Genomic DNA, 23,257 nt, shown 5'->3' with positions numbered 1-23,257 from the left:
CGGACGTCCTTCGTTCGGGGGCAATACCCCTCAGCTCCGGCGTGCGCGGGCGCCGCACGCCTCATGATCTCCGTCGTGCATGCACCACAGCGGACCCGGTCCGCCCTAGTCATACGGGTGTTGGCGCTGCTGACGCTGACCTGGATCATCGGCGGCGCGCCGGCCTCGGCGGCGGTCGCCGACTCCTGCGCGTACGCCTCCATCGGCCCGGACGGCACGGACGCGGTGGCGGTGGCCGGCGACGGCCTCTGCACCATCAGCCCGCCGCCGCCCTCGCCCTCGCCCCCACCCGCTCCGAAGCCGCCTCCCCCACCGCCCCCTGCGCCTCCGCCCAAGCCCAGGCCCAAGCCCCCGCCCCCGGCTCCCCCGCCACCGCCTCCGCCCGCCTCACCGACCCCGCGGCCTCCCGCCGTGGCGCCACCGCCGAGGCCGGCACCCCCGCCGGCGCCGAAGCCGAAGCCCACACCGACGCCCTCGCCCACGCACAGGGCGCGGCCCGAACCGTCGGCGACCCCGGTGAGTTATCCGGCCTACCGCGCCCCGACGCGCAAGCACTCGCCCCGCAGCGGACCGTCCCTGGTCTCGCTCACCCTGCTCGTCACCGTGCCCGCGTTGCTCGCCGTCGCGGCGCTGCGTCCGCGCTGACCCCTGGAGGCATCCTTGTCGGAATGGCTTGTTCTCGTCCTCGCGATGGCGGCGGCGTGTGTCGTCGTCCTCGTCGTGTCCCTCGTACGCACCCGCCGGGCCCCCGAGGACGAGGATCCGTCCGAGACCCCGGACGTGATCGAATACATGACCATGATGATCGGCGTGGTCTACGCCATCGTCCTGGGACTGGCCATCGCCGGTGTCTGGGAGGCCCGCAGCGGCGCCCAGGACCATGTGCGGGCGGAGGCCCAGGCCCTGCACGAGATCTCGGAGCGGGTCCGCGTCTACCCGCCCGACGTGCGCGACCGTATCCGCGGCGACGTCGGCGCGTACGTCGGATACGTCGTCAAAACCGAGTGGAAGACCATGGCCGACCACGGCCATGTCACCGCCGAGGGAGGCCGGCTCTTCGAGGTCGTCCGTCAGGACGTCAGCGACTACAAGCCGAGGTCGGACTTCGAGGCCCAGGCCTACCAGCCGCTGGTCGACCAGGTGACCGCGGCCGACGCGGCACGCAACGCCCGCGCCGGCTCGACGGACGCGACCATGCCGGGCGTGGTGTGGTTCGGGCTGATCACCGGAGCCGTGGTCACCATCGGGATGGTGTTCGCGCTCCAGATCAGGCGCACCAAGCGGGAACTGATCCTCGCCGGGCTCTTCTCCGCCCTGATCGCGTTCCTGCTCTTCCTGATCTGGGACTTCGACGCGCCTTACAGCCGGGGGATCACAGCTTCGGCGGAACCGTTCACGGCGCTGTTCCCGCACCTTCCGAAGTGACGGTCCTCCTTTAGGGACCGGAGGATCGGGGGACGGACGCCACGCCGCGTCCGTCCCCCGATCGCGCATGCGCATTCCCCCGTACGGCCCATACGGTTACCCCATTCGCGCTACTGCGATCGCGCCCACGTGCACGCCTTCCTAGCGTTTCGAACGTCGAGGCGCTTTTCAGACGCAGGCGGAAGGTCCGCAGCAACGCTCCTCGGGGACCCGGAGGCTCACCATGCACGCGATACGCGTCGCTTCGGCCGTACTGCTGGGCGTGAGCGCCCTCACCCTTTCCGCAACCGCCGCGCTGGCCGGAAACGGCGACGCGAACAGTGACGGCGGCCGTGACAGTGGCCGTGACAGTGGCCGGGGCAACAACAACATCACCTCGTTCGGCTTCAACGTGCAGCCACAGAGCATCGCGGCGGGCGGCCGGCTCCGGCTGACCGCGGAGAGCTGCGACTCCGTCGCCAGGGTCTCCTCGGAAGTCTTCGACACGGTCACGATCCCCAAGGGCCATTCGTCGGCGACGGCCCTGATCGACGCGGACGCCAGAGCGGGCTCGGTGCACCAGGTGACGTTCCAGTGCGGCAACGAGAGCGGCCACACCGAGCTGACCATCGCCCCCGGCCGCTCCGGCACCAACTACTCCGACCCGGCCCAGGTCCAGGTCCCTGCCTCCGTGCAGCGAGGCGTCAAGGCCGGTGTCGGCGGAAGCTCCGGCGGTGGCTTCGACCTCAAGGAGATCGGCCTGGGAACCGCGCTCATCGCCGGCTGTCTCGGCACCGCGTGGTCCATGACGCGCCGCCGCGTCACGGACGAGGAGTCCTGATCGCTCGCCACGCGCAGCGCCGCTCGCCCCGGATCTCGGCGAGGATCTCGGCGAGAAGGTCCGGGGCGAAGGCCTGTCACACGGGGTCTCCGCGGGGAACTGCCAAGGATGACGGCACCGATCAGATTCGCCGCTCGGACCTGCGGCGCAGCCAGAACAGCCCACCGCCGACGACGCCGGCGGTCAGCAGTCCGCCGCCGATCGCGATGTCGGCGGGCGCCGCTCCGCCGACGCTGCCACCGAGACCACCGCTGACACCGCCGATGACGGTGAAGGCCGCGGGTCGGGTCAGCCTTCGGCCGTCACAGTGGGCCGTGACGTCGTACGACCCCGGGCGCGCGTCACGGTCGACGATGACCGTCGCGATGGACGTGTCGCCGCCCACCGGGCGCAGCAGGGTGGTGCGGAAGGCCCGCGAGGAGACCGTACTGCCGGGCCTCTCGCACGCTTCGCCGTTCACGGTGATCGACAGCTGGCCGCCCCGTGCGATGACTCGGGGCCGGACGACGATGTTCCGCACCTCGCGACGGCCGAAGTCATCGAAGCGGCCGTTGTCATTGAACCGACCGTTGTCATCGAAGCGGCCGTTGTCGTTGAACCGACCGTTGTCGTTGAACCGGCCGTTGTCGTTGAACCGGCCGTTGTCATTGAACCGGCCGTTGTCGTTGAACCGGCCATTGTCGTTGAACCGACCGTTGTCACCCGGGCGGCCGCCACCGACCACGCCACCGCCGCCGATCACCACCCCACCGCCGCCGACCACGCCACCGCCGCCGACCACCCCGCCACCGACCACGCCACCGCCCACCACGCCACCGCCGCCGACCACCCCACCGCCGCCGACCACTGTGCCGCCGTTGTTCAGCCCTGTGCCGTTGCCCGGTCCACCGGGGTTGCCCAGTGGCTCGTTACCGCTCGGCTCGTTGTTGCTCGGCTCGTTGTTGCTCGACTCATTGCTGCCCGGTTCATTCGATGCCGTCGCCGCCGGGGCGGCGAGCCCCACCGCGGCGACCACGGCGGCAGAGACCGCCAGGGCACGAGTTGTACGCATGTGATCCTCCGCGGAAGACGCCCCGGGAACCGTCCCCGGTCGATCGGCGAGAAAGCGCCTCCCATACAGACCCTCAGATGCGGCGCACAGGGACGCATTTCGAGAATGGTCCGTCCTGGTGAGAAGACACGCCGAAGGATTTCCACACAATCGGATATTGCCGCAGGTCACGGACCGTCAGAAATTTCCTGCCCTCGGCAACTCGGATGGCTCACCACGCGGAGGCCCGACACCCGTTCGCCCGCGCCCCGTCGCCTGCCGGGCATGCTGCACTTAGCGTTCTGGTATGCGCGACGGACGCGGCGACGGCCGCGTCGAGAGGGGATTGCGAATGTTTGCGTCCGAGGTGGCCGAAGAGGAGGAGCGACAGAAGAAGCGCGCCCCGTGGGGCGTGATAGCGCTTGTTCTGCTGACCGGCCTCGCACTCATTCGGAATGGTTCCGGTGAGTTCGACGTGGGCCCTCCGCAGCCCGCGACGGCGGCGGCAGCGGACAGCAGGACACCCGTCGCCACCTTCTCCAACGGGCCCGCCGCGTTGCCGTACTCCGTGGTGGACCGGGTCAGGATCCCGGCGATCCAGGTGGATGCCCCGGTCGTGCCGGTGGGTCTCGACTCGGCCGGCTGGGTCGACGCGCCACCGCCCGACAACGCCAATCTCGCGGGCTGGTTCACCGGTGCGGTGTCGCCCGGCGAGAAAGGCACGGCCGTGATCGTGGGCCATGTGGACAACATGCGGGGCCCGGCCGTCTTCTATGGGCTCGGTTCCCTCAAGAAGGGAAACCGGGTCGAGGTTCAGCGAAGGGACGGGAAGACCGCCACATTCGAGATCTACGGCGTCGACGTATTCGCGAAGAACAACTTCCCCGGTGACCGGGTGTACGGCAGCAAGGGCACCCCGGAATTGCGGGTCATCACCTGCGGAGGCGGTTTCTCCAAGCAGCACGGCTACGACGGGAACGTCGTCGTGTTCGCCCGCCTGGTCGAGGTCCGCTGAAACTCCCCGCCGAAGGGCCCGGGCAGTGATCCCGGGCCCTTCGGCGGAGTCGGGGGCGACCGCGACCGCGCCCGCTCCCCCCTCCCCCCTCCCCGCTCCCCGCTCCCCGCTCAGAAGTCCTGGCGGTGCGGCACCGTGAGGTGGTAGCCGGAGTCGAGGAGTTCGGGCAGGTAGTCGCGCAGGGCGCGGACGGACTGGGAGCGGTCGCCGCCCGCGTCGTGGGAGAGGACGACGACGCCGGGGGCGGCGCCCTCCTCCACCCGGTCGACGATGGTGGCGGTGCCCGGGGTGGCCCAGTCGAGGCTGTCGACCGTCCAGGCCATCGGTTCCATGCCGAGGTCGGCGCCGATCTGGAAGGTCGCCCGGTTCCAGGCCCCATAGGGCGCGCGGAACCAGACGGGCCGTTCACCGTAGGCGTCCTCGATGACGTCGCTGGTACGCGCGATCTCGGAGCGGATCTCGGAGCGCCGGAGCTCGGTCAGCAACGGGTGCGTCCAGGTGTGGTTGCCGACGACGTGCCCGTCGTCGGCCATCTCGGCCAGCAGGTCCTTGTTGTCGACGGCCATCTCCCCGCAGACGAAGAACATCGCCCGTACCTCGTGCTTGCGCAGGGTGCGCAGAATGCTCGGGGTGTAGCGCGGATCGGGTCCGTCGTCGAAGGTCAGCACCATCGTGTGGCCGCGCCCGCTCACCCGCATGATCGGCTCACGCCGGACAGCGGGCTTGCCTGGCGTCCGGTTCGACGGAGCGAATCCGGTCATCGGCTCGAGGCGGTACGCGGAGGGCTTGAGTGCCTGGCGCGCCTGCGGGCCCCCGGCCACGGGTGCGCCGCGCACCGGGCTCGCGGCCGGATCGGCGGTGAGCAGGCGGGCCGTGCCCGCCGCCCCCGCCGCCCCCAGGACGGCGACACCGGCGATCAACGCCCGGCGCCGCGTGAGCATCTTATCCTTTTTCATGACTAATCAGTCGCCCAGCGGAGGCGCGGCGCGGCTGAGCAACACCGGTGCGGACTCGGGAAAGCACCCGTTGGGACCAGCTCAGCGCCGACGCACCAGGGGGAACGGCAATGTCTCCCGAATCGTCAGCCCCGTGAGGAACATGACCAGCCGGTCCACGCCGATGCCGAGCCCGCCGGTCGGCGGCATCGCGTACTCCAGCGCGTCGAGGAAGTCCTCGTCGAGTTCCATCGCCTCGGGATCTCCCCCGGCGGCCCGCAGCGACTGCGCGGCCAGCCGCCGCCGCTGCTCCACGGGGTCGGTCAACTCCGAGTAGGCGGTGCCCAGTTCGGTGCCGAAGGCGACGAGATCCCAGCGCTCGGCGAGGCGCGGGTCGGTGCGGTGCTGCCGGGCGAGCGGGGAGACATCGGTCGGGAAGTCCTTGTAGAACGTGGGCAGCAGGGTCTTCTCCTCGACCAGTCGTTCGTACATCTCCAGTACGACGTCACCCTGTCCGGCGTCCGGCCGATACGGCACCCCCGCACCGTCGCACAGCCGGTGCAGGGCCGGCACGGACGCGCCTGGGCCCACCTCCTCCCCCAGGGCCTCCGAGATCGCGCCGTGCACCGTCTTGACCGGCCACGGGCCGGAGATGTCGTACTCGGTGCCGTCCTTGCGGGCGACGGGCGCGCCGAAGGCGGCGGTCGCGGCGCCCTGGATCAGTTCGCGGGTGAGGTCGAGCATCACGTCGTAGTCGGCGAACGCCTGGTAGGCCTCCAGCATGGTGAACTCGGGGTTGTGCTTGTAGGAGACGCCCTCGTTGCGGAAGGTGCGCCCCATCTCGAAGACCTTCTCCAGGCCGCCCACGCACAGCCGCTTGAGGTAGAGCTCGGGGGCGATGCGCAGATACATGTTCAGGTCGTAGGCGTTGATGTGGGTGGCGAACGGGCGGGCGTTGGCGCCGCCGTGGATCTGCTGGAGCATCGGCGTCTCGACCTCGAGGTAGCCCCGGTCCAGCAGGCCCCGGCGCAGCGCCTGTACGGCCGCGGAGCGGGCCCGCAGGACCTCGCGGGCGTCGGGGCTGGACACCAGGTCGAGATAGCGGCGGCGCACCTTCGCCTCGGGGTCGGCGAGGCCCCGGTGCTTGTCGGGCAGCGGGCGCAGGCATTTGCCGGTGAGCTGCCAGGAGGAGACGAAGACGGTCGGTTCGCCCAGGTCGCTGACGCCGGCGAGGCCCTTCGCGGTGATGTGGTCGCCGATGTCGACGTCATGGCGGAAGCGCTTGAGCTCGGGTCCGGACTCCAGCCGGGTGAAGGCGAGCTGGAGATCGCCTGACCAGTCGCGCAGGACGGCGAACACGATCCCGCCGAAGTCGCGTACGAGAACGACGCGCCCGGCTACGGTCACGTGCTGTCCCGCCGGTCCCGCGCGGACCTCGGCGAGGGTGTGGGTACGGGACGGGACGCCCACCGGGTAGGGGTCGACTCCGTCGGCGCGCAGCCGGTCGAGTGTGCGGTGGCGCAGGCGGATCTGTTCGGGCAGGGCCGCGGTCGGATCGGTGGCCGCCGCCTCCTCGCCCTTGTCGAGGCCGAGGGCCGACAGCGAGGGCAGGCCCACGGTGCTCGCGGGCTGGGGTCCGGTCCTGGGGTGCCCCTTGCCCCAGAGCTTGCGCAGCGAGGGCACGGAGACGAAGCCCTCGGCGATGCCGGACGCCAGGCCGATGCGGGCGAGGGAGCCGGTGTCGCCGTAACAGATGAAGCGGGGGTACCACTCGGGCTGGAATTTGGCGTTGGACCGGTAGAGGGCCTCCAGCTGCCACCACCGGGAGAAGAACAGCAGCAGTCCGCGCCAGAGCCGGAGCACCGGCCCCGCGCCGATCCGGGCGCCCTCCTCGAAGACCGACCGGAACACCGCGAAGTTGAGGGAGATGCGGCGTACGCCGAACGTCCCGGCCGCCGCGCACACCTCGGCGACCATGAACTCCATGACGCCGTTCGGGGCGCTGCGGTCGCGGCGCATGAGGTCGAGCGAGATGCCGTCCTTGCCCCAGGGCACGAAGGACAGCAGCGCGAGGAGCTTGCCGTCGGGCGTCAGGGCCTCGACGAGGAGGCAGTCGCCGTCCGCGGGGTCGCCGAGCCGGTCCAGGGCCATGGAGAAGCCTCGCTCGGTCTCGGTGTCGCGCCAGGCGTCCGCCTTGTCGATGAGCTCCTCCATCTCCGCGTCGGTGAGGCTGGAGTGGCGGCGCACCCGGCAGGTGGCGCCGGTGCGCCGTACGCGGTGCACGGCCTGGCGGATGACACGCATGTCGCGGCCGTCCAGGTCGAAGCCGGCGACGTGCAGGATCGCCTCGTCGCCGAGTTCGAGCGCGCCGAGCCCGGCGCGCGCGAAGGCCTTGGCGCCGTCCTCGGAGGCGCCCATGACGGCGGGCGCCCAGGCGTAGCGGCGGGCCAGGTCGAGCCAGGCCTCGATGGCGTGCGGCCAGGCCTCGCGGTCGCCGACGGGGTCGCCGCTGGCCAGGCAGACGCCGGCCTCGACGCGGTAGGTGACGGCGGCCTTGCCGCTGGGTGAGAAGACGACGGCCTTGTCACGGCGGGTGGCGAAGTAGCCGAGGGAGTCGTCGGCGCCGTACGCCCGAAGGAGGGCACGGATGCGGGCCTCCTCGTCGCCGCGCAGGGCCGCCTCCAGGCGCTGGGAGCGGAAGAGCGTGGCGGCGGCGTTGAGCTGGGCGAGGGCGCCGAGGAGGCCGAGGACGAAGAAGAGCTTGCGGGGCGGGCGCCCGCTGAAGGAACTGCTGGAGACCAGCCCGCCGCACACCCGGCTGGCCGCCCACAGCAGCCGTTCTTCCGAGGCCAGCGTGCCGGGGAACAACTCGACCAGGCCCCAGCCGATCAGGATCGCCACGGCGAGTCCGACGAGCAGTACGGCCAGGGCGCGCCACACGGCGCCGCGCCGGGAGTCGGCGTAGAACTCGCGGCGCGCCACGATCAGGAGCACCAGCAGCAGTCCGCAGGCGACGAAGGACGGCAGCGACTCGGCGTACAGGCCCATCGACAGGCCGATGATGTCGAAGAAGACCAGCAGGCCGAGGTAGACGACGACCAGCCACCAGGCGACCTTCTTGCGGGCGGCGGTCGCGGCGGCGAGCAGGAGGAGGAAGACGGCGTACGCGAGGTTGGCGCTGACCGGGACGATCAACAGGTCGAGGAAGGCCACGACGGGGTGCAGCAGACGGCGCACGGGGGCGAAGAAGGCCAGCAGGACGCACAGCAGCGAGAGGGCGCCGAAGAAGACCGCGAAGCCTTCGGGCACCTTGCTGAGGAAGCCGGCCCGGGACGGCGGTACGGGACCCGTGACGTCCCTCGGTCCGCGGGCCTCCACGGTGGCGCTCATGGTGTCGACTCTAGGAAGCCCCGGCCGGACCCGCCCGTCGAGCGCCGTGCCCCTCGTCGCCGACGCGCAGGGCGGTCGTGCCGGGACGTGGCGGCGGACACTTCACCCGTTCCGACCCATGCGGGGCGCCGCGGGCCCGCCCTGCTCCCGACCTGCGGCTTCCGATAGCCTCGGTGGTGTGGCGGAACAGCAACCCTCGCACCGGTTCGAGCGTGGCACGGACGGTCCCAAGGTCATCGTCGTCGGCGTGGACGGCTCCGACTCGTCGCTGCGCGCGGCGGCCTACGCCGCCGGGCTGGCCAGGCGGCAGCACGCGCTGCTCGCCCTCGTGTACGTGCAGCCCGTCATGGCGGCGGGAGCGGCACTCGGGGCGCCGGTCGCCGAGACGACCGACCGGATCGCAGAGGACCTCATCGCGCAGATCCGGGAGGCCACCGAGCAGGTCAAGGACATCTTCGCGGTGCGCTGGGAGTTCCACACCTTCCGTGGCGATCCCTACAACGGTCTGGTGACGGCGGCGGACGAGCTGAAGGCGGACGCGGTGGTGGTCGGCGCCTCCGAGCAGGCGGGGCACCGGATCATCGGGTCGGTGGCGATCCGGATGGTGAAGGCGGGCCGCTGGCCGGTCACGGTCGTCCCATAGACCTCAGAGACCTCAAAGACCTCAGAGAACCCCAGGGACAACGTGGACTCCGTGGGTCCTACTGCCCCATCATCAGACCGTCGTGAGCCGCGCCGCGGCTGAGCACCACGTCACGGATGCGGTCGCGTACGCCGGCCAGGTCGGCACCCTGGGCCAGAGCCGTGTTGACGTCGACGACCCGCCCGGCGTCGACGTCGAACACCTGCGGCACGAACTCCGCCCTCGTGACCTCCCAGCGGTCCCCCTTGTGCGCGGGCGGGGCGAAGGTGAAGCGGGCGAGGGTGCTCTCGTTGCCCCGGGAGTCCTGAAAGCCTTGGCGGTTGAACATCTCGCCCGCGATCTGGTCGCCCATCCCGTAGACGACCCACGTGCCGTTGACCTTCTCGTACGCCTGCGGGACGCGCGCGAGCGTACCGAGGATCAGGTCGATGTCGGGCCGCCCGCCCGTGCGGGCGGCGGTGAGCTCCCGGCCCAGTGTCACCTGCTGGGTGTCGGGCTGCTCCTGCCATTCGGTGCCCCAGTGCAGGGACACGACGACCACGTCGGCACCCGCCTTCCTGGCGGCCCGGGCGTCCGCGAGGATCCGGTCGCGGTCGATGAGGTTGACGCTCCACGGCTGCCCCTGAGGCATCGGGGAGCCGTCCGTGCCATAGGTGTAGGCGAGGTGGGCGACCGTCGCGCTGCCCGCGCGCAGGAGAGTGGGCACGTACGCCTCCTGCGCCGTGCGCGCCGATCCCGCGTGCCGTACGCCCGCGAGGTCGAGGGCGTCCAGAGTGCGCCGTACGCCCGCGGCGCCGTCGTCCAGGGAGTGGTTGGAGGCGGTGGAGCAGGCGTCGTACCCGGTCGCCGCGAGCCCGTCGGCCACCTGCGGTGGAATCTTGAAGGCCGGGTTGCCGGTGCGGTTGCCGTCGGACCCGTACACGGTCTCCATGTGACAGATCGCCAGGTCGGCGCCGGAGACGAGGGGTTTCACCCCTTCGAACATCGGCAGGAAGTCGTACCCATTGCCGCCCGCGTCGGCGTTCGCCCGCTCGGTGACCGAGGTGTGCGCCAGCATGTCGCCGGAGGCGACGAGGGTGAAGCCGTGGGGGGTGAGGGGTGCGCCGGGGTGCGCGGTGCTGCGGGCCGATGGTTGCTGGTCGGCCCTGCAGCCGGCGCCCACGACGAGTACGGCCGCGAGAGCGATGCCGGCCAGTCGGCTACGTGTGATCATGCCCAGCCTCGATGCAGTCATATTTAACTAGGAAGTAAGGCAAATCCACCCAATCGAGAGGATGGAGTCAAGGAACGACGCGCACCCGTAGCCCGTCCGGCCCTCGGGGAACTGCCCGTTGGGGCGCCACCGGGCCCCCGCTGAACCGTTCACCGCGCCGTTCACCGACGGCATCGACCGCCCACCGCAGACCCGTGCCCCGGCCCTGTCCCAGCGGAGCGGCACCCGCTGGCATACAGGCCATGACGGCCGGAACCACCACCAAGACGACCGCCGAACACGAGTTGGCCGCGCTGCAGCGCGAGCACGGCCGGCCCCTCTTCGCCCTGCTCCTGCGGCTCTCCGACGGCGACCGCCAACGCGCCGAGGATCTGCTGCAGGAGACGTTCGTCCGCGCCTGGCAACACCCCGAGGCGCTGCGCGCCGACGACTTCGACTCCGTACGTCCCTGGCTGCTCACCGTGGGACGGCGGCTCGCGATCGATGCGCGGCGGGCCCGCCAGGCGCGTCCGCCGGAGGTCGGGGGCGCGGTGCTGGACAGCGCGCGGGTCTGCGCGGATCACGCCGAAAGGTCGGCGGCGACGCTCGATGTGCGGGAGGCTGTGAAGACACTCACTCCCGAGCACCGTGAAGTCCTGGTGCTGGTGTACTTCCAGGGGGCGAGTGTGGCGGAGGCCGCCGCGGCGCTCGGAATTCCGCCCGGTACCGTGAAGTCTCGTGCGTACTACGCACTGCGCGCCCTGCGCCGGGTTCTTCCGGGATACGCGGCCGACCTGCGGTGAAACCGAAGGCCGAGTCAAACCTCCGTAAAGCGCCTTGCTGAGGACCATGGTTGAGCAATCAGCTGTCCTCATCCGTGTTCCGGATTGGGGGGAAACCCCCAAGGGCTCGGGATCGGGCGACGCGCACGCAAACCGGAGGAAGGCAGGAAGGGATGCTGCACAGAGGCCAAGAGAGCACGGACGGCACCGGCGGTGGGGAACTCACCGTCCCCATGGCGTGGTTGTACGCCGAGTACATCGCCGACGAGCTGCTGCGGACCGGCGACCTGATGCCGCCCACGTCCTTCGAGTTCCGCGCCGGGCGTGACGCCCTGGCACTGACCATCTTCCTCTCCGACACCGACGGCGAGCTCTCGGGCATCCGGGTCGTCTCGCAGTTGGAGACCTGGCTCTCGCTGACGGCGTACGACCAGCCGTGGCAGGACTGGGTGCGCGAGCACATGGCGCGGCGCTCGGCCGAGGCGGTCGAGTCCGGCGGCCCCGCCCCGGACCTGGAACTGGCGACGGCGGCCTGGCGCTGGCTGGAGGAGACCGAACTGCTCGCCCCGGACCTGGACGCCGTGCCCGGCGGCGGCCCGATCCCGGGCGAGGACGACGGTCCGAAGGTGTGGACACCGGCCTGGCGGCTGGGTCTGCCCCTGGGGCATCTGGCGATCCATCTCTTCTGATCGCCACGACCGGGCGGACCGCCGGTAACCCCAGTTCATGGCTCCGCGCTCCGCCAAACAAGTTTTCCGCACAACTTTTTTCGGGCTCGCACCAATCCGCGAGCCCACCCGCTCCGAATGTCTTGGCCGCGATTCCGGACGAGTCTTGAGTGATTCGACGGTCTGGTGCGTACCCGTGGGCAACAGCAACACCACTCCCACCCCCGCACCATCGCCACGAGGATTCGGTATTCGGTATGAGGTCCCTGGAACGGCATCGCGACGTCGGCGCCTACGCGCTCGGCGTGCTGGACGAGGCGGAGGCGTTCCGCTTCGAGGATCACCTCATGGAGTGCCCCCAGTGCGCGGCGCACGTGAGTGAGTTCAGGCCCGCCACGCGGCAGCTGATGCTGTACCGGCATGCCACCCCGCGCTCCGTGCACCCCTTCGCCGCCCCCGGGCCGCGCCTGATGGACAAACTCCTCACTGAGGTGGCGACCCGGCACCGGGCCGGGCGCAGGCGCTGGCTGTACGCGGTGGCCGCCGCCGTGGTGCTCGCGGTGGGCGGTCCGTCGATCGCGATGGTCACGTCGCACGGTTCCGGGTCACAGACGGCCGCGGTCGCGTCGACGGACGCGCAGACCGGCGTATGGGCCAAGGTCACCACCGCGGACCGGATCTGGGGCAGCCAGGTCGAGGTCGAGGTCAAGGACGCCGGGGGCCCGCGCCCCTGCCAGCTCGTCGCCATCGGCAAGGACGGTTCGCAGCAGACGGTGACGAGTTGGATGGTGCCCGCGCACAACGGAGAGGCGACCACCCTGCAGGGCGGCGCGGCACTCAAGTCCGACGAGATCAGCCGGTTCGAGGTGCGTACGGCGGACGGCAAGCACCTGGTGACCGTCACGCCCCACTGATCCCGGGCTGTTCCCCGCTGCTCCCGGACTATTTGAGCAGCCGGGACAACCGGCGGTCCGCGAGTGGCCTGCCTCCCGTCTGGCAGGTCGGGCAGTACTGCAGCGAGGAGTCGCTGAAGGAGACCTCGCGGATGGTGTCGCCGCACACCGGGCAGGGCTCACCCGTTCTGCCGTGCACCCGCAGCCCGCTCTTCTTCTCCGCCTTGAGGCGCCCCGCGGCCAGACCGTGGGAGCGCTCCACGGCCTCGGTGAGCGTGGACCGCAGCGCCTCGTAGAGACGGGTCGTCTCCTCGGGGGTCAGTGAGGCGGCCAGCTTGAAGGGGGACATTCTGGCGGCGTGCAGGATCTCGTCGCTGTACGCGTTTCCCACGCCGGCGATCAGGCTCTGGTCCCGGAGTGCGCCCTTGAGTTGGCGGCGCTCACCCGCGAGCAGCCGGGCGAACCGTGCCTCGTCGAAGTCGGCGGCGAGCGGATCGGGACCGAGGCGGGCCACGCCTGGGATCTCCGCCGGGTCCCGGACGACGTACACCGCGAGTCTCTTCTGTGTGCCGGCCTCGGTGAGGTCGAAGCCCTCGCCGGTCTCCAGGGCGACACGCAGCGCGAGCGGGCCCCTGCCGGGGCGGGGCGGGCCGTCGGGCAGCGTGTCCTTCCAGTGCAGCCAGCCCGCGCGGGCCAGGTGGGTCACGAAGTGCAGTCCGTCGGCCTCGATGTCGAGGAACTTGCCGTGCCGGCGCACTGCGGTCACCTCGCGGCCCTCGAAGGCGGTGACGGGCGGGTCGTAGGTCTTCAGGACACTGATGGCGACGGGCAGCACGCGCACGACCTCGCGGCCGACGAGATGGTCGGCCAGGAAGTCCTTGAGCGCTTCGACCTCTGGCAGTTCCGGCATGGCTCCAGAGTGCCACCCCCCACCGACAACACCATCCGGACCGCCCACCTTCCGAGGCAACGCCGGCCGCTCCCCCGCGACACGCGGTCATTCCCGTTCCGGGACGAGGAACTCGCACCACACGCACTTGCCGCCGCCGCGCGCCTCCACCCCCCAGACGTCGGCGAGGCGGTCGACCAGCAGGAGCCCGCGGCCGGAGACTCCGGACTCGCCCGCCTCGCGGCGGCGCGGCAGGGCGCTGGAGGAGTCCTCGACCTCCGCGCGCAGCCGACGGCCCGGGCCGCTGAGGACCCGCAGGGTGACGATCGCGGCGCCTTCGGTGTGCATGAGGGTGTTGGTGATCAGCTCGTCGGCGACCAGTTCGACGTCGTCGGCCCGCTCCACACCGCCCCAGGCACGGACCGCGGCCCGGATCATGTGCCGGGCCTCGGTGAGCGCCTCGGGGTCGCCGGGCGCGACATGCTGCTGGAGCCGCCCGCCGGACTGCTGGGGCCCGGGGCCGCGGCGGCGCAGCGCCAGCAGGGCCACGTCGTCGTCGCCGCCGCGTTCCTCGGCCACGTCGATGAGCCGGTCGGCGAGGTCGCGTACGTCGTCCGGGCCCGAGCGGATCAGCTCCATGAGGGTGTGCATGCCCTCGTCGAGGTCGACGCCGGGCTGCTCGACAAGGCCGTCGGTGCACAGCACCAGGGTCTGCCCGGGGTCCAGTTCGACCGTGTCGACGGGGTATTCGAGGCGCCCGAACAAGGCGGACAGACCGAGCGGCAGGCCCCCTTCGACGGACTGCCGGCGGCAGGTGCCGTCGTTCTGCCGGATCAGCGGGTCGATGTGGCCGGCCCGCACCAGCTGGACGACTCCGGTGGACAGGTCGGCCTCCGCGTACAGGCAGGTCGCGAAGCGGTCGGTGTCGAGTTCGTGCAGGAAGACCGAGGCGCGGGCCATCACGGTGGCGGGGGTGTGCCCCTCGGCGGCGTAGGCCCGCAGCACGATCCGCAACTGGCCCATGACAGCGGCCGCGTGGGTGTCGTGGCCCTGGACATCCCCGATGACGGCGCCGACGCGGCCGCCGGGCAGCGGGATCACGTCGTACCAGTCGCCGCCGATGTCCCGGCCTAGGGAGGCGGAACGGTAGCGGACGGCGATGTCGGCGCCGGGCACGTTCGGTATGGAGCGCGGCAGCATGGCCTGCTGGAGGCCCTGCGCGAGGTCCTTCTCCTGCTCGTAGAACATGGCCCGCTGGAGGCTCTGGGCGATGCTGCTGCCGAGCGCGACGAGGACGTTGCGCTCCTCCGACGAGAAGCCGCGCCGGTCGTTGTAGAGCAGCCCCATCGCGCCGATGGGGCGGGCCTGCGCGATGAGCGGCAGGTAGGCGGCCGAGGTGATCTTGAGGTCGGTGATGTGCGGCCACAGCAGCGGATACGAGTCGGCGAAGTCCTCGGGCGACTCGATGAAGCGCGGGGCGAGGGTACGTACGACCTCGCTCATCGGGTACTGCTCGTCGATGCGGGTGACCATGGTGCCGGGAACGAAGCTGCCCTCGGGGCCCTCTGCGACCAGCCGTATGCGTCCGGCCTCGACCAGGCCCATGACCAGGCTCGTCGCGCCCAGGTGGGTGAGGCCGTGGGAGTCCTTGAGGACGTCGATGACGTCCTGGACGGTGCGGGCGTGGGCGAGGGCGGCCGTGGTGATCTGCACGACGTTCGTCTGCTGGCGCCGCGCCTCGTCCTGGGCCGCCTGTTCGCGGCGCGCCGCGCTCTCGCCGAGTTCCTGCGTGGCGTCGCGGACGATGCCGATGATCCGGCGCGGCCGGCCCGTCCCGTCCCGGCGGATGTAGCCCTGGGTGTGGGTCCAGCGCAGTGAGCCGTCGCGGCAGCGGATGCGGAAGTAGGCGCCGTAGTTCTCGCTGCCGTCCTTGAGGGCGTGCGAGACCAGCGTGTCGAGTCGGATCCCCTCGGCCGCGGGCACCCGCAGGGACAGGGTCTCGGGGCGGCCGTCGTACTCCTCGGGACGCACGTCGAAGACATCGTGGGCCTGGGCGTCCATCTGCATCAGACCGGTGTCCAGATCCCAGTCGAAGCTGCCCATGCGGTTGAGCGCCAGGATCGGATCCGGGTGGGCGGGCCGGTCGTCCGGGAGTGACAGGGCGCTCGCTCCCCGATCAACCATGCGCCCACCTTGCCAGCATTCGGCCGATTATTCGACTTCTGGGAAGTCCGGAATTCGACTTCGGGGAAGTCCGGAATTCGACTTCGGGGGAGTCCGGATTCGGGCTCCCCCGATCACTCGGCGCTCAGCCGTCGAAGACGTCGGTCGGGGCGTCGAAGACGGTGTCCGCATCGGGTGACTCGTCGGGGATCAGGCCACCGCCGTCGGGCAGGTCGGGGATCTCCGGAACGGTGTCGGGGCCGATCTCCTCCTCCGAGGGGTCCAGCGGGGCGAGGGGGTCCCGCGGAACGTTCCGGTCGTTCTCCGTGGAGGTGGGAGCGGGGGTCTTCGGCGCGAGGGGCGGCGGGGAGATACCGGGCTGTGGGGTCGGTGGAGCGGTCGGCGGGACCGTCGGCGGGTCGGTCGTGGTGGGCCGGAAACAGTCCGACACCGCGGCCACCGGAGCCTCCGCCGGTGCCCCGCTGTCCCGCATGCCCGGGGTTCCGTCCGGGGTGACGGTCAGGGTGGGCGTCACGCAGTCGGACGGCGACTCGCCCGCGAAGGGGCCCGTCCGCGGGCTCTGCTCCGGAATCGTGCTCGGGCTCGCACTGGGGCTCGTGCCGGGGCTCGTACTGGGGCTCGTACTGGTACGACGGCCGGGGCTCGCGGCCGAGGCCGGCGGCCGTAGGACGACGTCCCGGTGGCCGTCGTCGCCGATCCGCCGTTCGATCCACCTGTTGTCGACGATGTCGATGATCGTGAGGTTCCTGATCGCCGTGGACGCCGGGGTCACGACGACAACGTTGCCAGGACGGAAACCGGACCAGGGCTGTCCCTGCGTGCCCGGGGTCGTCCTGGACACGACGGGCGGGTTCAGCGGGTTGCCGCCGGCGCAGCGCACGCGCGGCATGCCCCGGTTGTCGACGAGGACCGCGGTGCCTCGCTGGAGGAGCGACTGGAAGCTGGTCGCCCGGCCGTCGCGGAAGCCGTGGTCGGTGACCTGCGTGTCGGCGCGCAGCACGACCGAGGTCAGACCGCGCAGGAATTCCGGGACGGCCGCCTGCGGGACGCCCGCGGCCTGCGCGAAGGAGCGCGCCCTGCCGGGGTCCGAGGCGAGGAAGCCGATCTGCTTCTCGACGTCACAGCTGCCGATGGCCCGGGTGCCGCCGTAGAGGCCGGGCGTGGAGCCGGGGAAGGAGCGCACGCCCTGCGGGGCGGAGCCACGGTTCGCGGGTGCCGCCGGGTACGGCATTCGGGTGATGAACGGCGAGTCGGCGGCCGTGGACGCGGTGAACGGGTCGCGGCCGCCGCCGGCGACCGGCTGCAGGAAGACCTCACCGCCGTCGGCCCCGGACGCCGCGCTCTCGCCGCCTCGGCCGCCACACCCGGCGACGAGGAGCGCCGCCGAGAGCGCGCAGGCCATGACGAAGGCTCGGGTGGGTATGTGCACCACGCTGTTCTCCTGTCGCACCACGTTCTCCCGTTGCACTGCTTGCTCCCGCTGCACCACGGCCTCCCGGTCACTCAGGGCATTTCGTCCACTATTGTCTGCGTCGCCCAGTTGGCACACGCAAGCGGAGACGGTCACCCAGCGTCACAATGGAGACAAGGGAAGAGGAGTGGCTCGCGTGGAGTGGTTCGTCGCCCCCGACTACTGGCTGAGCCGGCTGGTCTTCCAGCGGGCCCTGGCCGTGCTGTACCTCGTCGCCTTCCTGGACGCGGCGCTCCAGTTCCGTGCGCTGATCGGGGAGCGGGGGATGCTTCCGGTGCCGCGGTTCGTGGCGCGGGTCGCGTTCCGCGACGCGCCGAGCGTGTTCCACCTGCGCTACTCGGACCGCTTCTTCGCGGCCTGGGCCTGGACGGGCTGCGCGGTGTCGGCGGCGCTGATCGCCGGCCTGGACCAGCGGCTCCCGCTCTGGGGGGCCATGGTGCTGTGGCTGGTGCCCTGGGCGATGTACCTGTCGATCGTCAATGTGGGCCAGACCTGGTACTCGTTCGGCTGGGAGTCCCTGCTCCTGGAGGTCGGATTCCTCGCCGTGTTCCTCGGCAACGACGAGGTGGCCCCGCCGGTCGTCGTCCTTTTCCTGCTGCGCTGGGTGCTGTTCCGCGTGGAGTTCGGCGCCGGGCTGATCAAGATGCGCGGGGACTCCTGCTGGCGGGAGCTGACCTGCCTCGACTACCACCACGAGACCCAGCCGATGCCGGGACCGTTGAGCTGGTTCTTCCACCACCTCCCCAAGCCCTTCCACCGGGTCGAGGTGGCGGCGAACCACTTCACCCAGCTCGTCGTACCCGTCCTCCTCTTCGCCCCGCGGCCGGTCTCGACGGCAGCCGCGTCGCTGATGGTCCTCACCCAGCTCTGGCTGGTCCTGTCCGGCAACTTCGCCTGGCTGAACTGGACCACCATCGTGCTGGCCCTGTCCGCGATCGAGTTCCCCACCACTCCCCCGCACGTGGCCGGCCCGCCCCTCTGGTACGAGATCGTGGTCCTCGCGGTCGCCGTGGGCCTGGTGGCCCTCAGCTACCGCCCCGCCCGCAACCTGATCTCCCGGCGCCAGGTCATGAACCGCTCCTTCGACCCGCTGCACCTGGTCAACACCTACGGCGCGTTCGGCAGCGTCAGCCGGGTGCGCCACGAGGTGGTCGTCGAGGGAACGGCGGATCCCTTGCCGCGGGAGGACTCGGAGTGGAAGGAGTACGAGTTCAAGGGAAAACCGGGTGATCCCCGCCACTGGCCGCGCCAGTACGCGCCGTACCATCTGCGGCTCGACTGGCTGATGTGGTTCGCGGCGCTTTCCCCCGTGTACGCCGCTTCCTGGTTCACGGGCCTGGTCGAACGGCTCCTGGAGAACGACCGCGACACGCTACGGCTGCTGCGTCGCTCCCCGTTCCCTGGGGACGCCCCGCCCAGGTACGTCCGCGCCCGCCTCTACCGCTACCGCTACACGACGTGGCATGAGCTGCGGGAGACGGGCGCATGCTGGCACCGGACGTATGTGCGGGAGTTCCTGCCGCCGATGCGGCTGGAGTGGGTGGATCAGAGCCGGTAGATCAGACACGGCAGATCGGACCGGTGGATCAGAGCCGGTAGACACGGGTGGCGGTGCCACCGAAGATCTCGGCGCGTTCCTCCGCGCCAAGGCCTCCGGTCAACTCCTCCGCCACATCGACCACTTGGCCGTACGACGCCGCCAGTGTGCACACCGGCCAGTCGGAGCCGAACATCAGCCGGCCGGCCCCGAAGGCGTCCAGGACCGTGTCCGCGTAGGGGCGCAGCTCGTCGACCGTCCACTTCGCGAGGTCCACCTCGGTGACCATGCCGGAGAGTTTGCACACGGTGTTGGGGAGCGCGGCCAGGTCCCGGACGGCCGTCGCCCACGGTTGCAGCGCGCCCGTGGCGATCGGCGGCTTGCCCAAGTGGTCGAGGACAAAGGTGAGTTCGGGGTGGTCGGCGGCGGCCCGGACACAGGCGGGCAGCTGGTGCGGCAGCACCACCAGGTCGTAGACGAGGCCCGCCTCGGCGACGGCGGCGAGCCCGTCCCGTACGTCCGCACGCAGCAGCCACTCCGGGTCCCGCTCGCCCTGCACCTGGTGGCGGATGCCCTTGAGATGGTGGCCGCCCGGCAGCTCCCGCAGCCGGGCCAGCTCGTCGGCGACGTCCGGCCGGGTCAGGTCGGTCCAGCCGACCACACCCCCGATCAACTCGCTCTCCGCCGCGAGGGCGAGGAACTCCGGGGTCTCCTCGGGCACGGTGATCGTCTGTACGAGGACCGTGCGGTCGACCCCGGCGGCCCGTGCCTGCGGTGCGAGGTCCGCCACGCAGAAATCACGTCGCAGTGGCTGGAGTTCGGGCCCGGTGATCCAGTCCTGGTCACGGACCGCGAGGTCCCACACATGGTGGTGCGCGTCCACCCTCACGGCAGCTCCCACACGACGGGCAGCCCCGCGGCCGCACCCTCGCCGGAATAGTCGTGCACGACGTCGAGGAGTTCGGCCATGCGTGCCTGCCAGGCGATGTTGACCGGCAGCTTCTCCAGTTCGGCGAGCAGGCGCCCGTAGTCCTCGCACTCCAGGACGTGGAAGAGGTCGGTGCCGCTGCGCCAGATCGTCCAGGAGGTGGCTCCGGCGGCGCGGATGGCCGTCGTAAGCTCTTCCGGGACCTCCCGGTGGGCGGCCTCGTAGGCGGCTGTACGGTCCGCGCGGACCTTGGTGTGCAGGGCGACTCTCATGACGGGTCCTGTGGGGGTACGGGTACGGGGGCGTCCTCGGGCAGCAGCTTCGCCTCGCGCAGCTCCCGCCAGAACTCCTCCGGCACCGGCGACGTGAACTGTGCGACACAGTCGCGGACTTCGTGCGCCGAGCGGGCGCCGACCAGGACGCTCGCGACGGCCGGGTGGGCGGCGGGAAAGGCCAGCGCGGCGGCGCGCAGGGTGGTGCCGTGCCGCTCCGCGATCTCCTTCAGCCGCAGGGCGCGGTCCAGCAACTCCGCCGGGGCCGCCGCGTAGTTGTACGTCGCTCCGGGCCTCGGGTCGGCCAGCAGGCCGGAGTTGAAGGCACCGCCGATGACCACTGAGGTGCCGCGCTCCTGGGCGGCGGGCAGCAGTTCGGTCAGCGCGGCATGGTCGAGCAGGGTGTAGCGGCCCGCGCACAGCACCACGTCCACGTCCGTGTCGCGAACGAAGCGGGTGAGCATCTCGGCCTGGTTCATGCCCGCGCCGATCGCGCCGACCACGCCTTGCGAGCGGAGCTTCTCCAGGGCCGGGTAGCCCTCGTGGAAGGCCTGCTCGGCGTGGTCGTCCGGGTCGTGGAGGTAGACGATGTCCACACGGTCCAGGCCGAGGCGTTCGAGGCCGGCCTCGAGGCCTCGTCGTACGCCCTCGGCGCTGAAGTCCCAGATGCGGCGGTGCGTGGCGGGCACCGCGAAGCCGTCGGCCAGGTCGTCGCCACCCGCGTCCGTGGGCTCCAGCAGACGGCCCACCTTGGTGGAGAGGGTGTACTCGGCGCGGGGGCGATCGCGCAGGGCGGCGCCGAGACGGCGTTCGGAGAGGCCGATGCCGTAGTGCGGGGCGGTGTCGAAGTAGCGGATGCCCCCGGACCATGCGGCGTCCACGGCCTCGTACGCCTGTTCGTCGCTGATGGCGGTGAACAGGTTGCCGATGCCCGCGGCGCCGAAGGACAGGGCGCTGACTGCGACGCCGCTCCTCCCGAGCGTGCGCCTTCCGAGCGTGCTCACTGGCCCACCGGCCGCAGTCGCAGTCCCTGCATGCCGCCGTCGACGGCGAGGGCGGTGCCGGTGGTGGCGCCGGACAGCGGGCTCGCCAAGTAGGCGATGGCGCCCGCGACCTCGTCCGCCGAGACCAGGCGGCCGGAGGGCTGGCGGGCCTCCAGCGCGGCCCGTTCGGCGGCCGGGTCGGCGGCGGCGTCGAGGAGGCGGCCGACCCAGGGGGTGTCGGCGGTGCCGGGGTTCACGCAGTTGACGCGGACGCCCTCGCGGAGGTGGTCGGCGGCCATGGCGAGGGTGAGGGAGAGGACGGCGCCCTTGGTGGCGGAGTACAGGGCGCGCTGCGGCAGCCCGGCGGTGGCGGCGATGGAGCAGGTGTTCACGATCGCCGCGTGTGCGGATACCCGCAGGTGGGGCAGGGCGGCGCGAGCGGTACGGACCATACCGACGACGTTGACGTCCAGGACCCGGTGCCACTCGTCGTCGGCGTTGTCCTCGACGGTGCCCTGGGCACCGATCCCGGCGTTGTTGATCAGCACGTCGAGTCCGCCGAGGTCCGCGACGGCCGCGGCCACGGCCCCGCGTACGGACGCGTCGTCGGTGACGTCGGCGCGGAAGCCGAGCAGGGGCTTCTCGACCGTCGAGGGGTCCAGGTCGAGGACGGCGACCCGCGCCCCACGGGCGGCGAGCAGCTCGGCGGTGGCGCGGCCGATGCCGAAGGCGCCACCGGTCACCAGCGCCTTGAGTCCTTCGAAGTCGGCACTCACGCCGCTTCCCCCTTCTGCTTTTCGCTCGTCTGACTGCCGGACGTCTGCTGGGCGAGGTCGGCGGCCCAGAAGGTGCCGCCGGGGTAGGTGAACTCCGCGATGGACTCCGGCCGCATGGTCGCGGAGAAGCCCGGCGCGGTGGGTGCCGTGTAGTGACCCTGCCTGATCACCACCGGGTCGAGGAAGTGGTCGTGCAGATGGTCGACGTATTCGATGACCCGGTCGTCGGTGGTGCCGGAGAGCGCCACGAAGTCGAACATCGACAGGTGCTGGACGAGTTCGCACAGGCCGACCCCGCCGGCGTGCGGGCAGACGGGCACGCCGAACTTGGCCGCGAGAAGCAGGATGGCGAGGTTCTCGTTGACGCCGGCGACGCGGGCGGCGTCGATCTGCAGGACGTCGATGGCGCCGGCCTGGAGGAGCTGTTTGAAGACGACACGGTTCTGGACGTGTTCGCCGGTGGCGACCTTGACGGGGGCGACGGCCTCCCGGACGGCGGCGTGGCCGAGGACGTCGTCGGGACTGGTGGGCTCCTCGATCCAGTAGGGCTCGAACTCGGCGAGGGCCTTGGTCCAGGTGATCGCCTCGTCCACGTTCCAGCGCTGGTTGGCGTCGATGGCGATCCGGATGTCGGGGCCGACCACCGAGCGGGCGACCCGGCAGCGGCGTACGTCGTCCGCGAGATCGGCACCCACCTTCAGCTTGATCTGCCGGAAGCCGTCGGTGACGGCCTCGGCGGCGAGGCGGGTGAGCTTCTCGTCGCTGTAGCCGAGCCAGCCGGGCGAGGTGGTGTAGGCGGGGAAGCCCCTCTCCCGGAGGATCGCGGCGCGCTCGGCGGCGCCCTCCCGGCCACGACGGAGCAGTTCGAGCGCCTCCTCGGGTGTGAGGGCGTCCGTGAGGTAGCGGAAGTCGACCTGGCGGACCAGCCACTCCGGTTCGGCGTCGGCGAGCAGCTGCCACAGGGGCTTCTCGGCGCGCTTGGCGGCCAGGTCCCACACGGCGTTGACGACGGCGCCGATCGCCATGTGCATCACGCCCTTCTCGGGCCCGAGCCAGCGCAGCTGACTGTCCCCGATCAGGTCCCGGGCCAGGGAGCCCGGGTCCGCGCACAGCTCGTCGACCGAGCGTCCGACCACATGCCCGCGCAGCGCCTCGATCGCGGCGACCTGGACGTCGTTGCCCCGCCCGATGGTGAAGGTGAAGCCGTGCCCCTCGGGACAGTCCGCCGCGTCGCCGCGCAGCACGACGTACGCCGCCGAGTAGTCGGGGTCCGGGTTCATCGCGTCGGAGCCGTCGAGCTCGCGCGAGGTGGGGAAACGGATGTCGTAGGTGTCGACCGCGGTGATACGGGCGGCAGTTGGGGACACGGGAGGCCTTTCGGTCCGGGACAGGGGCGTACGGAGGGGTCCGTGGATCCGTGGGTC

21 protein-coding genes are annotated in these 23,257 nt (G+C 71.3%); 9 read left to right on the top strand and 12 right to left on the bottom strand.

Annotation, left to right across the window (positions count from 1 at the left end):
• Positions 1 to 75 precede the first annotated feature (75 nt).
• The 3 genes from ACFZDJ_RS43960 to ACFZDJ_RS43950 all read left to right on the top strand — a co-directional run bounded on the left by ACFZDJ_RS43960 (position 76) and on the right by ACFZDJ_RS43950 (position 2,245).
• Positions 76 to 645, top strand: coding sequence for a hypothetical protein (locus ACFZDJ_RS43960; RefSeq protein WP_390936950.1), 570 nt, complete (start codon positions 76 to 78; stop codon positions 643 to 645).
• A gap of 15 nt (positions 646 to 660) precedes the next feature.
• Positions 661 to 1,425: a hypothetical protein gene (locus ACFZDJ_RS43955; protein WP_391067740.1), complete on the top strand. Its 765-nt coding sequence runs from the start codon at positions 661 to 663 to the stop codon at positions 1,423 to 1,425.
• Between the two features lie 223 nt (positions 1,426 to 1,648).
• Positions 1,649 to 2,245, top strand: a complete 597-nt coding sequence (locus tag ACFZDJ_RS43950; RefSeq protein WP_391067737.1) for a hypothetical protein — start codon at positions 1,649 to 1,651, stop codon at positions 2,243 to 2,245.
• A 121-nt stretch (positions 2,246 to 2,366) separates the two neighbouring features.
• On the opposite strand, the gene ACFZDJ_RS43945 is transcribed toward ACFZDJ_RS43950, so the two are convergent.
• Positions 2,367 to 2,765 carry a hypothetical protein gene (locus ACFZDJ_RS43945; RefSeq protein WP_391067832.1) on the bottom strand — a complete coding sequence of 133 codons (399 nt, stop codon included), beginning with the start codon at positions 2,763 to 2,765 and terminating at the stop codon, positions 2,367 to 2,369.
• Between the two features lie 862 nt (positions 2,766 to 3,627).
• Between ACFZDJ_RS43945 and ACFZDJ_RS43940 the strand changes: the two genes are divergently transcribed.
• Entirely contained in the window at positions 3,628 to 4,290 is a 663-nt protein-coding gene (locus ACFZDJ_RS43940) for a class F sortase (RefSeq protein WP_168513959.1), read from the top strand.
• A 110-nt stretch (positions 4,291 to 4,400) separates the two neighbouring features.
• Here ACFZDJ_RS43940 and ACFZDJ_RS43935 read toward each other — a convergent pair whose 3' ends face one another.
• Together ACFZDJ_RS43935 and lysX are read right to left on the bottom strand one after the other, a co-directional pair.
• Positions 4,401 to 5,246, bottom strand: a complete 846-nt coding sequence (locus tag ACFZDJ_RS43935; protein ID WP_384912959.1) for a polysaccharide deacetylase family protein — start codon at positions 5,244 to 5,246, stop codon at positions 4,401 to 4,403.
• Between the two features lie 81 nt (positions 5,247 to 5,327).
• A complete protein-coding gene (gene lysX, locus ACFZDJ_RS43930) occupies positions 5,328 to 8,615 on the bottom strand; it encodes a bifunctional lysylphosphatidylglycerol synthetase/lysine--tRNA ligase LysX (RefSeq protein WP_391067734.1) in 3,288 nt (1,095 codons plus the stop codon).
• Positions 8,616 to 8,793: 178 nt separating this feature from the next.
• Here lysX and ACFZDJ_RS43925 point away from each other — a divergent pair, with 178 nt between their 5' ends.
• Positions 8,794 to 9,258, top strand: coding sequence for a universal stress protein (locus ACFZDJ_RS43925; RefSeq protein WP_390936941.1), 465 nt, complete (start codon positions 8,794 to 8,796; stop codon positions 9,256 to 9,258).
• A gap of 58 nt (positions 9,259 to 9,316) precedes the next feature.
• Here ACFZDJ_RS43925 and ACFZDJ_RS43920 read toward each other — a convergent pair whose 3' ends face one another.
• The gene (locus ACFZDJ_RS43920; protein WP_391067731.1) at positions 9,317 to 10,471 is read right to left on the bottom strand and encodes a CapA family protein; all 1,155 of its coding nucleotides are present in this window, start codon (positions 10,469 to 10,471) and stop codon (positions 9,317 to 9,319) included.
• Between the two features lie 242 nt (positions 10,472 to 10,713).
• Between ACFZDJ_RS43920 and ACFZDJ_RS43915 the strand changes: the two genes are divergently transcribed.
• The 3 genes from ACFZDJ_RS43915 to ACFZDJ_RS43905 all read left to right on the top strand — a co-directional run bounded on the left by ACFZDJ_RS43915 (position 10,714) and on the right by ACFZDJ_RS43905 (position 12,814).
• The gene (locus ACFZDJ_RS43915; RefSeq protein WP_389600196.1) at positions 10,714 to 11,253 is read left to right on the top strand and encodes a sigma-70 family RNA polymerase sigma factor; all 540 of its coding nucleotides are present in this window, start codon (positions 10,714 to 10,716) and stop codon (positions 11,251 to 11,253) included.
• 152 nt (positions 11,254 to 11,405) lie between these two features.
• On the top strand, positions 11,406 to 11,921 hold the full coding sequence (locus ACFZDJ_RS43910; protein ID WP_095851206.1) for a hypothetical protein: 516 nt from the start codon (positions 11,406 to 11,408) through the stop codon (positions 11,919 to 11,921).
• Between the two features lie 236 nt (positions 11,922 to 12,157).
• Positions 12,158 to 12,814 carry an anti-sigma factor family protein gene (locus tag ACFZDJ_RS43905; protein ID WP_385368499.1) on the top strand — a complete coding sequence of 219 codons (657 nt, stop codon included), beginning with the start codon at positions 12,158 to 12,160 and terminating at the stop codon, positions 12,812 to 12,814.
• Positions 12,815 to 12,842: 28 nt separating this feature from the next.
• Here the strand turns inward: ACFZDJ_RS43905 and ACFZDJ_RS43900 are convergent, their stop codons facing one another.
• From ACFZDJ_RS43900 to ACFZDJ_RS43890, 3 genes are all read right to left on the bottom strand, one after another.
• Positions 12,843 to 13,703 (bottom strand): DNA-formamidopyrimidine glycosylase family protein, encoded by an 861-nt coding sequence (locus ACFZDJ_RS43900; RefSeq protein ID WP_391067728.1) that lies wholly within the window; start codon positions 13,701 to 13,703, stop codon positions 12,843 to 12,845.
• Positions 13,704 to 13,790: 87 nt separating this feature from the next.
• Entirely contained in the window at positions 13,791 to 15,866 is a 2,076-nt protein-coding gene (locus tag ACFZDJ_RS43895; RefSeq protein ID WP_391067725.1) for a SpoIIE family protein phosphatase, read from the bottom strand.
• Positions 15,867 to 15,990: 124 nt separating this feature from the next.
• Entirely contained in the window at positions 15,991 to 17,298 is a 1,308-nt protein-coding gene (locus tag ACFZDJ_RS43890) for a DUF6777 domain-containing protein (protein ID WP_390936932.1), read from the bottom strand.
• A gap of 175 nt (positions 17,299 to 17,473) precedes the next feature.
• Here ACFZDJ_RS43890 and ACFZDJ_RS43885 point away from each other — a divergent pair, with 175 nt between their 5' ends.
• A complete protein-coding gene (locus ACFZDJ_RS43885; RefSeq protein ID WP_390936930.1) occupies positions 17,474 to 18,895 on the top strand; it encodes a lipase maturation factor family protein in 1,422 nt (473 codons plus the stop codon).
• Positions 18,896 to 18,923: 28 nt separating this feature from the next.
• Here the strand turns inward: ACFZDJ_RS43885 and ACFZDJ_RS43880 are convergent, their stop codons facing one another.
• Genes ACFZDJ_RS43880 through ACFZDJ_RS43860 form a run of 5 tightly spaced genes read right to left on the bottom strand, consistent with a single transcriptional unit; the run spans position 18,924 to position 23,200 of the window.
• Positions 18,924 to 19,763: an amidohydrolase family protein gene (locus tag ACFZDJ_RS43880; RefSeq protein ID WP_390936928.1), complete on the bottom strand. Its 840-nt coding sequence runs from the start codon at positions 19,761 to 19,763 to the stop codon at positions 18,924 to 18,926.
• Positions 19,760 to 20,074 carry an L-rhamnose mutarotase gene (locus tag ACFZDJ_RS43875; RefSeq protein ID WP_384912925.1) on the bottom strand — a complete coding sequence of 105 codons (315 nt, stop codon included), beginning with the start codon at positions 20,072 to 20,074 and terminating at the stop codon, positions 19,760 to 19,762. The genes ACFZDJ_RS43880 and ACFZDJ_RS43875 overlap by 4 nt, the downstream gene beginning before the upstream one ends.
• Positions 20,071 to 21,078 carry an aldo/keto reductase gene (locus ACFZDJ_RS43870; RefSeq protein ID WP_391067722.1) on the bottom strand — a complete coding sequence of 336 codons (1,008 nt, stop codon included), beginning with the start codon at positions 21,076 to 21,078 and terminating at the stop codon, positions 20,071 to 20,073. The genes ACFZDJ_RS43875 and ACFZDJ_RS43870 overlap by 4 nt, the downstream gene beginning before the upstream one ends.
• The gene (locus ACFZDJ_RS43865) at positions 21,075 to 21,833 is read right to left on the bottom strand and encodes an SDR family oxidoreductase (protein WP_391067718.1); all 759 of its coding nucleotides are present in this window, start codon (positions 21,831 to 21,833) and stop codon (positions 21,075 to 21,077) included. The genes ACFZDJ_RS43870 and ACFZDJ_RS43865 overlap by 4 nt, the downstream gene beginning before the upstream one ends.
• Positions 21,830 to 23,200, bottom strand: a complete 1,371-nt coding sequence (locus ACFZDJ_RS43860; protein WP_391067715.1) for an enolase C-terminal domain-like protein — start codon at positions 23,198 to 23,200, stop codon at positions 21,830 to 21,832. Before ACFZDJ_RS43860 ends, ACFZDJ_RS43865 begins: the two co-directional genes overlap by 4 nt.
• Positions 23,201 to 23,257 lie beyond the last annotated feature (57 nt).

This window comes from Streptomyces sp. NPDC007896, from assembly GCF_042959425.1.
Taxonomy (GTDB): Bacteria; Actinomycetota; Actinomycetes; order Streptomycetales; family Streptomycetaceae; genus Streptomyces.
This window is presented reverse-complemented; position numbering and strand designations above follow the sequence as displayed.